General features: G+C 65.9%; 9 protein-coding genes. 2 read left to right on the forward strand and 7 right to left on the reverse strand.

Annotated elements, in window-relative coordinates; genetic code table 11:
- Positions 1-198: 198 nt before the first annotated feature.
- The 3 genes from ACB030_RS14115 to ACB030_RS14125 all read right to left on the reverse strand — a co-directional run bounded on the left by ACB030_RS14115 (position 199) and on the right by ACB030_RS14125 (position 4,903).
- The gene (locus ACB030_RS14115; protein WP_371160599.1) at positions 199-1,926 is read right to left on the reverse strand and encodes an ABC-F family ATP-binding cassette domain-containing protein; all 1,728 of its coding nucleotides are present in this window, start codon (positions 1,924-1,926) and stop codon (positions 199-201) included.
- Between the two features lie 404 nt (positions 1,927-2,330).
- On the reverse strand, positions 2,331-2,768 hold the full coding sequence (locus ACB030_RS14120; RefSeq protein ID WP_371160601.1) for a PliI family lysozyme inhibitor of I-type lysozyme: 438 nt from the start codon (positions 2,766-2,768) through the stop codon (positions 2,331-2,333).
- 104 nt (positions 2,769-2,872) lie between these two features.
- A complete protein-coding gene (locus ACB030_RS14125) occupies positions 2,873-4,903 on the reverse strand; it encodes a M13 family metallopeptidase (protein ID WP_371160603.1) in 2,031 nt (676 codons plus the stop codon).
- 127 nt (positions 4,904-5,030) lie between these two features.
- Here ACB030_RS14125 and tilS point away from each other — a divergent pair, with 127 nt between their 5' ends.
- Positions 5,031-6,368 (forward strand): tRNA lysidine(34) synthetase TilS, encoded by a 1,338-nt coding sequence (tilS, locus tag ACB030_RS14130; RefSeq protein WP_371160605.1) that lies wholly within the window; start codon positions 5,031-5,033, stop codon positions 6,366-6,368.
- Positions 6,369-6,458: 90 nt separating this feature from the next.
- Here the strand turns inward: tilS and ACB030_RS14135 are convergent, their stop codons facing one another.
- Positions 6,459-7,361: a GGDEF domain-containing protein gene (locus ACB030_RS14135; RefSeq protein ID WP_371160607.1), complete on the reverse strand. Its 903-nt coding sequence runs from the start codon at positions 7,359-7,361 to the stop codon at positions 6,459-6,461.
- Positions 7,362-7,621: 260 nt separating this feature from the next.
- Here ACB030_RS14135 and ACB030_RS14140 point away from each other — a divergent pair, with 260 nt between their 5' ends.
- Entirely contained in the window at positions 7,622-9,574 is a 1,953-nt protein-coding gene (locus ACB030_RS14140) for a monovalent cation:proton antiporter family protein (RefSeq protein WP_163147705.1), read from the forward strand.
- A gap of 64 nt (positions 9,575-9,638) precedes the next feature.
- Here ACB030_RS14140 and ACB030_RS14145 read toward each other — a convergent pair whose 3' ends face one another.
- The 3 genes from ACB030_RS14145 to ACB030_RS14155 all read right to left on the reverse strand — a co-directional run bounded on the left by ACB030_RS14145 (position 9,639) and on the right by ACB030_RS14155 (position 12,470).
- Entirely contained in the window at positions 9,639-10,784 is a 1,146-nt protein-coding gene (locus tag ACB030_RS14145; protein WP_371160610.1) for a patatin-like phospholipase family protein, read from the reverse strand.
- A gap of 175 nt (positions 10,785-10,959) precedes the next feature.
- Positions 10,960-11,817: an alpha/beta hydrolase gene (locus ACB030_RS14150; protein WP_371160612.1), complete on the reverse strand. Its 858-nt coding sequence runs from the start codon at positions 11,815-11,817 to the stop codon at positions 10,960-10,962.
- A gap of 71 nt (positions 11,818-11,888) precedes the next feature.
- A complete protein-coding gene (locus ACB030_RS14155) occupies positions 11,889-12,470 on the reverse strand; it encodes a TetR/AcrR family transcriptional regulator (RefSeq protein ID WP_139436515.1) in 582 nt (193 codons plus the stop codon).
- Positions 12,471-12,555: the final 85 nt, after the last annotated feature.

Genomic DNA, 12,555 nt, shown 5'->3' on the forward strand with positions numbered 1-12,555 from the left:
TGTGGGAAGAGAGAGAGTAGATGTTGAAAGGCTTGGGTATCCATGATGGAGGCCCTCAGGGTGATGACCTACTTCAAGAGTAGTCTTCCAACACGTAATTTGGACAGCGCCAAAAGAAAGCCCCGCAGTGCGGGGCTTGTCGTTGATGCAGGGGGCTGAGCTGCGCCGGGAGAGGCTTGCCTCCCCCGATGACCCAGCTCAGCCGAGGCCGAGGCGGGTGCCCAGGGCCTGCAGCTCATGGCGCCACTCCTGCTGCAGCCTCGGGGTCTGGTGCCTGGGCTTGCGGGCGAGATCGGCGGTCAGCAGGGCATCGAGCTCATACCAGCGGGCCAGCAACGCCTCTTCGTCATCCTCAGTGCTGGCAGTGGCCTGGCGGGCATCGTGCCCGGATGACCCGCCAGCTACCGGCCTCTGCTGGTGGTCGATCAGCTCGGCATAGGCCCGCTCGGCACTGTGGGCCTCCTGGATGCGTCCGTCTCTGATCAGCCAGAAGCGGTTGCAGCTGCGCTCGATCAGATCCCGGTCGTGGGAGACCAGCAAGACGCCCCCGGGGAAGGCGTTCAAGGCCTCGGCCAGCTCCTCCTTGCCCGCCAGATCCAGGTGGTTGGTGGGTTCATCGAGCCAGAGCAGATGGTGGCTCGCCAGGGAGAGGGCGAGAAACAGCAGCCTGGCCCGTTCCCCCCCGCTCAAGGCGTGCACCCGCTGGCCATGGCGGGAGTAGGGGAAGCCCGCGCGGATCAGGGCCTGGCGCAGTGTCACCTCCGGCAAGGGTGCCAGGGGATAGAGGGCGTCGCTCAGGGTGGCGTCGCCGTCCAGCTGCTGCAGGGACTGATCGTAGTAGGCGATGCTGGCGCCGGGGTGGCGATACCAGCCCTCACCCGGCCCTTGATCGCAGACCTCGCGCCAGCACTGGCGCAGCAGGGAGGACTTGCCGGTGCCGTTGGCGCCGAGCAGGGCGACCCTGTCGCCGGCCCGCAACCAGAGATCCTCGGCCCGCAGCAGGGGCGGCAAGCCGGGGGCGGGGCGCACCTCCAGGGCTTCCAGTCGCAGCAGGGCATCGGCGGGCAGCGCCTGCCCGCGCAGCTCGAGGCGCCAGGGGGCTGGCGCCGCGACTGTGCTCTGCTCCTCCTGCAGACGGGTGATGCGTTTTTCCATGGACTTGGCCTGGCGCACCAGCTTCTCGTTGTCATATTCGCGCCCCCAGATGGCGAGGCGCTTGCTGCTGGCGCTCAGGCGGTCAATCTCCTTCTGCTCGTCGGCCCGGCGCAGGCGTGCCTGCTCGTCCTCTTCGGCCAGCGCCAGCCGCGCCTGGCTGCAGGGCAGGGCGAAGCGGTGCAGCTGGCCATCTCGCAGGATCAGGGTCTGCTCGGTGACCCGGTCCAGCAGACGACCATCGTGGGAGACCAGCACGAAGGCGCCCCGCCAGCCCAGGAGGAACTGCTCCAGCCAGAGCAGGGCGGGCAGGTCCAGGTGGTTGCTGGGTTCATCCAGCAGCAGCAGGTTGGGCTGGCGCAGCAGGGCGCGGCCTATCTGCAACCGGGTGTGCTGGCCGCCGCTCAGGGCGCTGACGGGGAGCTCGGCCTGCTCTTCGAGCTGCAGCTCGGTCAGCATCTTGTCCACCTGCCAGTCGGCGGCGGGGTCACCCCCCAGGGCATCCTGCAGCACGGCGCTGGTGCTGAGCCCTTGCAGCCTTGGGGGCAGGTGCTGGGCCACGAACTCGCAGCGGCAGGGGGCGGCCTGCTGCACCCGTCCGTCATGGGGTTGCAGTTCACCGGCCAGCAGGGCGAGCAGTGTGCTCTTGCCGCAGCCATTGGCGCCAATCAGGCCCAGGCGATCACCGCTCTGGATGCCGAGATTGATGTGGTCAAACAAGGGGAGATGTCCCGCAGTCATCTGCAGGGAGTGGGTACTCATCAGTGTCGTCATGCTCTTGCTCTCTAAAATGGCGGGATAGGAAATCCCTGTCATCAGGAGCGCTGGCGACAACGGTCGAGAAAGGTCTCGGTGTGGAAGGAGTCGGCTTTGCTCGAACCCGCTATCGCAGCGCGATGGTGTGCAGGCAAGAGCACTCGAATGTGCCGAACAGGCGGGCCGAGAACATCGGACACGCTTGGATAACCATTTTTTACCTCCTTGTGTTTCGTTATGGTCAGGTGCGGCGATTATAGGCGTAGAAAAAATAGCCGTCTATCGGGGAATAGGGGGGATATCGGGCTGTTATGGGGGCATCTGGCAGTGAAAAGGGACCTTCATCGCAGCCTCTGGCAAAACAAGAGCCCCGCAGGGCGGGGCTCTTGAATCAGGTATGCGGGTGCATCAGATGAGAGGGATCAGTCGCGGGGGGTCTTGAGCGCCTGGATCACATCGTCATTGGGGGCCAGCCCCTCCACGTGGTTGAAGCTCTCCAGCCCCTCCTGCGCGTTGATGGTGAAGGCGTCGGCGCTCTGGTAGCTGCCGCTGCCGGCGCTCTCCACCAGGACGATGAGCTCGGGCTGCTTGTCACCGTTGAGATCCAGCAGTTTGAGCGCCTTGATGCTGCCATCGCGAGGCATCACCTTGCCGTCGATGAACTGATCCAGGGGAAACTCGGGGTTGGCTCCTGAGTAGAGGCGCACATCGTAGCTGCCGGTGGAGGCGGGCTCACCGTGCCCCTCGCCGACGGTGAGCACCTGGCCCGTTGGCAGCGTCAGCTGCTGGAAGAATCCCTCCGCCGCCTGGGTGGTCAGGGGCAGGCTGAGCAGGCCGAGAGTAAGGAATAAGGCTTTCATGGATGTGACCCTTGTTGCTGCTTGTGTTGCGGTGTCAGTGGGCAGGGGCCTGGCCCCCGCCCTGTCTGTGGCCGACTCGGGGCCAGCCCCTGTCGACCTCGTGTTTACCATATCTTGACCCGTTTGGCCGGGTCCAGATAGAGCTTGTCACCCGGCTGGATGTTGAACGCCTCGTAGAAGGCGGGGATGTTCGGCACCACGCCGTTGACCCTGTACTCGGGCGGCGAGTGGGGATCCGAGGCGAGCAGCATCTGCATCAGCTCGGGGCGATACATGCCCTTCCATACCTGGGCCCAGCCGAGGAAGAAGCGCTGCTCGCCGGTGAAGCCGTCCAGCACAGGGGCCTCCTTGCCATCCAGCGACAGCAGGTAGGCCTTGTGGGCTATGGTGAGGCCGCCGAGATCGCCTATGTTCTCCCCCAGGGTGAACTGGCCGTTGACGTACTGCCCCTCGATGGGCTCGAAGCGGTTGTACTGGGCCACCAGCCGGCTGGTACGGAAGCGGAACTCCTTGAGATCCTGGGGCGTCCACCAGTCGCGCATCACGCCATCACCGTCGGATCTGGCCCCCTGATCGTCGAAACCGTGGCCCATCTCGTGGCCTATCACCCCGCCGATGGCGCCGTAGTTCACAGCGTCGTCCGCGCTCATGTCGAAGAAGGGGGGTTGCAGTATGGCGGCCGGGAAGACGATCTCGTTGTTGCTCGCGTTGTAGTAGGCGTTTATCGTCTGGGGCGACATGTGCCACTCGTCCCTGTCCACCGGCTTGCCGAGGCGGGCCAGGCTGTCGGCATATTCGAAGGCGCGGGCGCGCTGCAGGTTGCCCACCAGATCATCGGCGCGGATCTCGATGGCGCTGTAGTCCTTCCACTTGTCCGGATAGCCTATCTTGGGCCTGAACTTGGCGAGCTTGGCCAGCGCCTGGGTCTTGGTGGCCGGCGACATCCAGTCCAGCTCCTGGATGCTCTGGCCGTAGGCGGTGCGCAGGTTCTCCACCAGCTGCTCCATGCGGGCCTTGGCCTCTGGCGGGAAGTAGCGCTCCACATAGAGCTTGCCCACCGCTTCCCCCAGGTTGTTGTCCAGTACGCCGAGGGCACGCTCCCATGGGGCGCGCTGCTTGGGCGTACCGCTGAGAGTGGTGCCGAAGAAGGCGAAGTTCTGGGCATCGGTCTGGCTGTCGAGGTAGGGGGCGAAGTCGGTGATGAGCTGCCACTTGAGGTAGGCCTGCCAGTCGCCCATGGGGGTCTGCTTCATCACCTCGTCCAGGGCCGCGAGGTAGCTCGGCTGGCCTATGATGAGGCTCTGCTGGCCGCTCAGGCCGGCCTGAGCCAGGTAGCTGTTCCAGTCGATGCTGGGGGCGAGGCGCCTGAGCTCGCCGATGGGGGCCTTGTTGTAGTTCTTCTGCCGATCCCGCAGGGCGACGTTGTCCCACTGGATCTGGGCGAGCCGGGTCTCGAGGGCCAGGATGCGTCTGGCCTTAGGCTTAGCATCCGCCTCGCCGAAGCGGCTCAGCATGCCGGCGATGTGCTGCTCGTATTTCTGGCGCAGCGCCTGGCTGGCGGCATCCTGCTTGAGGTAGTAGTCCCGATCCGGCAGGCCGAGCCCGGATTGATAGAGGTAGACCGCATAGCTGTCCGGCGCCTTGGCGTCGGCACCGATCCAGAAGCCGAACGGAGCGCTGCCCCCCAGCTTGCCGGCGCGGGCGAAGGCCTGGGCCAGTCCCTGCTGGTCATGGATCTGATCGATGTCGCCGAGCAGGGGCAGCAGGGGCGTGGTGCCCCTGGCGTTGCGGGTCTGCTGATCCAGATAGCTGTGGTAGAGGTCGTGGATCTGCTGGGCCGGGGTGCCGGTGGCGGCCTTACCGTCCAGCCCCTCCACCAGCACCCGCACGTCCGCCAGGGACTTGTCCCGCAGCAGGTAGAAGGCGCCGTCGGCGGGCCTGTCGTCCGGGATCTTGGCGGTGGCCAGCCAGTGGCCGTTCACGTAGCGGAAGAAGTCGTCACCGGGTTTGACCCTGGTGTCCATGTTGGCCAGCGCGAGGCCGGAGTGCTTGTCTGCCTGGTCCGGTCCCTGACTGCAACCGGCCAGCAAGGCCAGCCCGATGAGGCCGGCCAGTATGCTTTTCTTATTGTTCATTGTCTTATTCCAATTCGGGTTACTCAGCGTCCCGGCCCAGGTCGGGAGGAGACTCACTCTAGCAGTCGGGTTAGCGCTTGATAAGCCCGAGTCTGCTAAGATCGGCCTGGTCGTATTGGGGAAGCCTATGATTTCTCGTGTTTATTCTCGTTTTTGTCAGACTCTGCCCGCGCCGGAAGGTTCCCGGGGCCTGCTGGTGGCCTTCAGTGGCGGGCTCGACTCCACTGTGCTGCTGGTGCTGGCGGCGCGTTTTGCCCGGGAGCAGGGCCTTGCCCTGCGTGCCCTGCACGTCCACCACGGCCTGAGCCCTCACGCCGATGCCTGGGTGGCCCATTGTGAAGGGGTGTGCCAGCAACTGGCGGTGCCGCTCATGGTCGAGCGGGTGCAACTGCAACGGGGCAACGGCGACAGCCTGGAGGCACAGGCGCGGGAGGCCCGCTACCAGCGTCTCGCCGCCTCCCTGGGGGAGGGGGAGTGGCTGCTCACCGCCCATCATCAGGACGATCAGCTGGAGACCCTGCTGCTGGCGCTCAAGCGCGGCGCCGGGCTGCGGGGGCTGGCGGGCATGGTGCCGGACCAGCCCTTCGCCGGCGGCCGCTTGCTGCGCCCGCTGCTCGAGGTCAGCCGGGCCGAGCTGGCGGCGCTGGCCGAGACCCTGCCCTATGGCTGGGTGGAGGATGAGAGCAACCAGGATGTGAGCTACGATCGCAACTTCCTGCGCCAGCAGCTCATTCCCCAGCTCAAGGCGCGCTGGCCCGCCATGGCCCAGACGGCGGCGCGCAGCATGGCCCTGTGCGCCGAGCAGGAGGCCCTGATCAACGAGCTGGCGGAGGCGGACTGGCAACGGGCCGGGGAGGGGGAGGCGCTGCGCATCGAGGCGCTGCAGCCGCTCTCCCCGGTGCGGCGCAACAACCTGCTGCGCCACTGGATCCGCCGCCTGGGGGGGGAGATGCCGTCCCGGGAGTTGCTGGGGCTGCTTTGGCAGGAGGTGGCGCTGGCGCGCGAAGACGCCAACCCCAGGCTGAGCCTGCAGGGGCTGGAGTGCCGCCGCTTTCAGGGACGACTCCACCTGGTGCCGCCCGGCCTTGTCCCCCGTGAGGAGGTGTTGCCCATCCGGGTGGGGGAGACGCTCTGCCTGCCGGACGGGCTGGGGACCTTCAGGCTGCTGTCATCGGATGGGGCAGAAGGGCTGCGCCCGCCACGGGCGGACGAGCCCCTGTCGGTGCGCTTCCAGGTGGCGTCCGGCGCCATGCTCAAGCCGGTGGGGCGGGTTGGCAGCCGGCGCCTGAAGAAGTTGCTGCAAGAGTACGGGGTGCCCTCCTGGCAACGGGGGCGTATTCCCATCCTCTATTACGGGGAGCAGGTGGCACTGGTGGCCGGACTCTTTGTCTGCGACGGATTTCTGGCGCCCGAGGGGGGCATCAAGGGGGAGTGGCGGCGAGCCGTCGCCCTGGAGCTTGATTGATGGCTGCTGCGATGGCGTGAGGCCGCCCTATTCGGACGGCCCGGTCCCCCGGGCCTTGACTGAACGCCGCTGAGGTGGCGGGAAGCCGCCCTATTCGGACGGGCCGTTTACCCCGGCCTTCTTGCGGGCGTAGAGGTGGGCATCCGCCGTGGCATAGAGGCGCTGCACGTCCATGCCCGAGTGCCAGCTGGCGGCTCCCAGGCTGCAGCCCACCGAGAAGGCGCTGAGCTCCTTGTGGCTGTGCAGCACATGTTGCAGCCGCAGCCAGACCGGGCGCCAGGCCTCGGGATCGGCGGGTTGCAGCAGCAGGGCGAACTCGTCGCCGCCGAGGCGAAACGCCTGATCCGTGCCACGGATGCAGCCCTGCAGCAGCTGGGCGAAGCGGCTCAGCACCAGATCCCCCACCGGATGACCCCAGGTGTCGTTGACCTGTTTGAAGCGATCGAGATCCAGCAGCACCAGCACCAGACCGTGGGGCTCCCGGCAGTGTTGCTCTACCGCCCGGCCTATGGCCTCATCGAAATAGGAGCGGTTGCCAAGCCCGGTCAGGTGATCGAGCCGCACCTGCTGCTCCAGCTGGCTCAGCCGCAGATAGAGCGGCAAGGGCAGGCAAAACAGCTGGTGATATTGCCCCAGCTGCCGCCGCTGGCCGTCGCTCAGGGGCTGCTCCAGCTCGTATTGCAACTGTCCGAGCAACTGCTCGTGCTGGCCGCGCAGCTCGAAGCGATAGCTATGCAGCACCTGCCGGGCCTGAGGGGCGTGGGCGATGAGGCTGTGGGGCTGACCGCAGTCGAGGTGAAGCGTGTGGATCCGGACAATCTTTGCCACCCGCTCGGCAAAGATTGCCAGCAGGGCGTCAAGATCCCGTTGCCTCAGCAGCTCCTGAAGCTGCTGATAAGTATCCTGCCCGGTCAGCGGCGTGAGCCGCTCCATCTGCTGTACCCACTGCTCTATGCCATGTCCGAAGCCGTTCAATGACGATGTGTTTTCCACGTTGCAGCCCTTACACCTCTCCACTTATTGGGCGGGTTCCTGCAATCCCCGTGCCCAAAATATGTTCGATGGAAAACAAAGGGGCTGGCTAGGCTTAGCAACATGAAACGGGAGGGCAAATACCCCTGTGCGCCGCTGGTCGCGCGTCTGTGGCAAGGGCGGGATCCTGCCCGGCAGCAATGATGGTCGCAGGGGCCAGGGGCCAGGGGCCAGAGGCGCCGCTTCTTTGGGCCATGGGGACAGATAAGAGGGAGGGATATGTGTACGCCGATGTGTTGATCCTGTTGCTCTCCGCCGTCCTGCTGGTGGCCATCTTCCGACGCCTGGGCCAGCCGGTGATCCTCGCCTACCTGTTCGTTGGCATGCTGCTCGGCCCCCATGGCGCGGCCATCGTCACCGGACAGGCCATGATGCAGACCATAGGGGAGCTTGGCATCGTCTTCCTGATGTTCTCCCTCGGCCTCGAGTTCTCGCTGCCGCGCCTGCTCGCCATGCGCAAGCTGGTGCTGGGGGTCGGCGGCCTGCAGGTGCTGCTCACCTCATTGCTGTTCTTCTGGCTCGGCTGGTGGTGGGGCCTGAGCCTCTCCCAGGCGCTGGTGGTATCCGGCACCCTGGCCCTCTCCTCCACCGCCGTGGTGATCAAGCAGCTCGGGGAGTTGCAGCAACTCCATACCCGGCGTGCCCAGCTCGGGGTGAGCGTCTTGCTGTTTCAGGATCTGGCGGTGGTGCCGCTGCTGGTGATGATCCCCATACTGGCCAGCCCCGAGGTGCAGGGCAGCGCCCTGCTGGCGGAGGTGGCCTGGGCCTCTCTCAAGGGGCTGTTCGCCCTGATCGTCCTGCTCGCGGTGGGAAAGTGGCTGCTGCCCATGGTGTTTCACGAGGTGGCCCGGGCGCGCTCCGACGAGCTGTTCGTGCTCAGCACCCTGCTGGTGGCCCTGCTGGCGGCGTCGCTGACCCAGTGGATGGGGCTCTCCATGGCACTCGGGGCCTTCCTGGCCGGCATGATGCTGGGGGAGTCCCACTACCGCCATCAGCTGGAGGTGGACATCAAGCCGTTTCGGGACGTGCTGCTGGGGCTTTTCTTCATCACCATAGGCATGACCATGGAGTGGGCGCTGGTGGCGAACGCCTGGTGGCAGGTGCTGCTCTGCGTGCTCGGGCTCATCCTGTGCAAGTCGCTGCTGGTGCTGCTGGCGGGCCGGCTGATGGGGGAACGCAAGCGTGATGCCATGGCCGCCGGCATCATGCTGAGCCAGGTCGGCGAGTTCGGCTTCGTGCTGCTGGCGCTGGCGAGCCACCATGGCCTGCTCGGCCACGAGATGGTCTCCCTGCTCATCGGTGTCGGCGTCATCACCATTTCTCTCACCCCCTGGCTGGTGCAGCGGGCCCTGGGGCTGGCCCACTCCCTCACCGACGCTACCCTGCTTTCACGCGCCGGAGTCGCCCAGTCGGGGCTCAGCAAGCACCAGCATGTCATCATCGCCGGCTTCGGGCGCACCGGGCAGACCTGCGCCCGCTTTCTCAAGCTAGAGGAGATCCCCTTTCTCGCGCTGGATCTCGATCCCGAGCGGGTGAGCGAGGCCAAGCTGGCGGGGGAGCAGGTGGCGTTCGGCGATGCCAGCCGGCGCGACATCCTGCTGGCGGCCGGTCTGATGCGGGCCCGCCTGGTGATCATCACCTTCGACGATCGCAAGCGGGTCGATGCCATGCTGATGCAGATCCGGGCGCTGGCGGGGGATCTCAAGGTGCTGGTGCGAACCCGGGACGACAGCTTCCTCGAGCACTACAAGCAGGCCGGGGCCTTCGAGGTGATCCCCGAATCCCAGGAGGGGGCCCTGATGCTGGTCTCCCACCTGCTGGTCAACTGCGACATCCCCATAGGCCGGGTGATCCGGCGCATGGAGCACGAGCGCAGCAGTCAGTACCGCTTCCTGCACGGCTTCTACTGGGGAGATCAGAGTGCGGGCAACCTGGAGACGGATCAGTTACTGGAGCGGCTGCACCCCGTGCTGCTGCACGATCAGGCCTGGGCTGTGGGGCGCCGGGTGCGGGAACTGCCCCTGGGGGAGGTGCGCATCAAGGCGGTGCATCGCGGGGAGCGCAGCCTGGAGCCTAAGGCCGATCTGAGGCTGGTGGCGGGTGATCGGCTGGTACTCTTTGGTACGGCCGTGGCCATGGAGCAGGCGGAGCAGCGCCTGCTGGAGGGGCACTAGGCTGTGCCCTCAACATGCTCAGGGGCCCTTGCCCGGGCGGCGCCCCTGGTGACAGCAAGCCTGTTCAGGCCTCCTCGCGGATCCGCTCTTCGATGTCGAGGAAGGACTCGATGCGCTGGCGCTGATCCAGCGCATCCTGATACCCCAGCCTTATCAGCTGCTGACAGTAACCCGGGTGAAACATCAGGAAGCTGGCCAGGCTGCTGCTCTCCTGGCCGTTCACCCCCAGCACCCGCAGCAGGCGGCGTAACTGGGTCGGCAGCTTGGGCAGGTAGTCGAGGGCGATAAGATCCAGATCCTGGCTCGGCCTGATGACGCAGGTCTCCACCTGGCGCAGCTTCAGGCGGCTGCGCTCCCGCGCCGGGATCAGCGACAGGGTCTGGTTTATGCGCCCCAGCCGCTCCAGATCCGAATTGAGGGTGTCGGAGAAGACGGTGTTGAGCAGGTGGCTGGCGATGTTGGAGCTGGTCAGGTGGCTCTGACGGGGGGCCGCGCTCCCCTGATGGGGGGAGTCCAGGGTCACCAGCAGGATCCGCTCCGCCCCCAGGTGAATGGCGGGGCTCAGCGGGCTCAGCTGGTGGATGGAGCCGTCACCGTAGAAGCGCTCGCCGATGGGGGTGGCCGGAAAAACGAAGGGCAGGGCCGATGAGGCCAGCAGATGATCCGAGGTGAGCAGGGTGCGCAGGCCGCGCCGCCTGGCCCGCTCCCAGGGCTGATGCTCGGCCCGCCCCTGGAAGAAGGTGGTGGAGAGGCCGTCGTCATAGTCGGAGGCGGTGATGGCGATGGCCTCCAGACTGCCGTAGAGGATGTTGTCATCGATGCGGTGATAGTCGATGAGCTGATCCAGCAGGCGGCGCAGGGGGGCGTTGTCGAACAGGTGGAAGGCGCGGTTGCTCTGGGGGCTGATGAGACCGGCCGAGCCCTGATAGAGGGTGCGCCACAGCAGCTGGCAGGGATGAAAGTCGAAGATGTGATGGGTCTCGAAGCGGCGCCAGACCCACTCCAGCTTGCGCACCCCCAGGTGAAAACAGGAGGCGTAGCAGGCCAGTGCCGTGATGTTGAGGGCCCCCGCCGAGGTGCCGCACAAAATGGGGAAGGGGATGCCGAGGTTGCGGGGGTAGAGCTCGGCCACCGCCTTGAGGACGCCGACCTGATAGGCGGCGCGAGCACCACCACCGGTCAACAGGAGAGCTGTATTGGGTCTGGCCATGATGCTTTACCTTATTGTGATAGCGCCACGGCTGATAAAAGGAGGTCGGCCATGATGCTGCGCCTTATTGTGATTGCAAGGGCGGGTTGCCACCGCGCAATTTAACTATAAGACGTTGTATCCCGGATAAAAATGGGCCGCCTCATCATTTTTTGAGGCGACCGGTGCGCCAGGATCAGGCCGTGCCTCCGGGCTGGGTCAGCTGATCGAAGGCGGCGAAGACGGGCGGGCTCGCCAGGATGCGACCATGGCCTAGCCCACGGGTGCTGACCAGCCGGGTACGGCCATCCTCTACCGCCCGCAACGAGTCCTTATGGGGGGCGAACCTGTCCTCCTCGTCGTGAACGATAAGGGCCGGCCCCTGGCGCCGGGCGAGGCGACCCAGGGGATCGACAGTGCTCAGGGGATGCTGGTATTCGTGCTCTATCTCCTTGACCACAGCATCGAACAGCCGGATGGAGTAGCCGGAGCGGGCCACCATGCCATAGAGCTGGGGCACGTAGTCGAGCACGGGCGAGATGAGCAGCAGCGGCAGCCCGTCGAGGGCGGGGTGGTGGCTGCTGAGGGTGACGGCGCCCCCCATGCTGTGGGTGATGACTCCCTGGACTGGGCCGACGCGCGCGAGGATCTCGTCGAAGGCGCGCACGAAGCGGGGCAGGTGCCCCGTGCTGCCCTCGCTCTGGCCGTGGGCGGGGTGATCATAGGCCAGCGCCGTGAAGCCCTGGGCCGCGATATGGCTCATCAGCGGGTAGAACTGGCTGGCACTGCCGGACCAGCCGTGCATCAGCAGCCAGACCGGCCCCTGGCCGAGCCGGTAGCTCATCAGGGTGCCCTCGCCGGTGTGGATGGCCTGCTGCACCAGCCCGGCAGGGGCGACGACCTCCCGGGTGGGGCGCTGGGGGGTGAGCAGCAACTTACTGGCGGTGCGTTTGGCGTGGGCCGGAGCCAGCGCGTGGTGCAGACGGGTGCCAAGCCCCAGCAGCAACTTGCTCGGGCTGACGCGGCGGGTGTTGAAATAGATCTTGCTGCTCATGGTCATCCTGTGGTTTTTATGTGCGAACGGTCGTGCTTTTTTGTCTGTTTTTAAAAAGACGGGCCAGAACCTCAGCGCCAGCTGGTCAGCAGATCTTCCACCTCGGGCCAGAAGTGGCGGGCCGGATCCTGACACAAGTCCAGGGCATTGAACACCTGATCTCCCAGATAGAGGCCATAGAGCCGGTAGACGGCGCGCCAGGGATCCAGATCCCTGCGCCACTCTCCCTTCTCCTGGCCCTGTACCACCTGGCGAGCCAGGTAGTCGAGCCAGAAGCGCACCAGCTGGCGGGCCGCCTGTTGCACCTCCCCCTCCTGGGCCGAGGTCCAGGCGTCGAGGAACATGCAGCGTCCGGCAAAGCTCTGGTTCCAGGCCAGCCAGGCCTGCAGCAGGGCCAGCAGTTTCTCCTGCTGGGTGCCGTGCTGCTGCTGGCGCACCGGCTGGATCACCCGCTCCCGGAACACCTCGGCGGAATGGGTGAGCACGGCGATCTGCAGGTTGTCGCGAGACTGGAAATGGGCAAACAAGCCGCTCTTGGACATCTCGCACGCACTGGCCAGGGAGCCTATGGTCAGGCTCTCCAGCCCTTGCTGGCTCGCCTGCTCGAAGGCTGTCTGCAAAATGGTGTCGCGGGTCAGGCGGCCCTTGCTCATCGCACTCTCCTCTCTGGGTTCTGCAGCATAAAGTACGATCGTGCTAATTGTCGAGCCATAAACCGCCATAGTGGTGGAGACAAGG

Origin of the sequence: Aeromonas sp. S16(2024), assembly GCF_041403065.1 — a bacterium.
Lineage (GTDB): Bacteria > Pseudomonadota > Gammaproteobacteria > Enterobacterales > Aeromonadaceae > Aeromonas.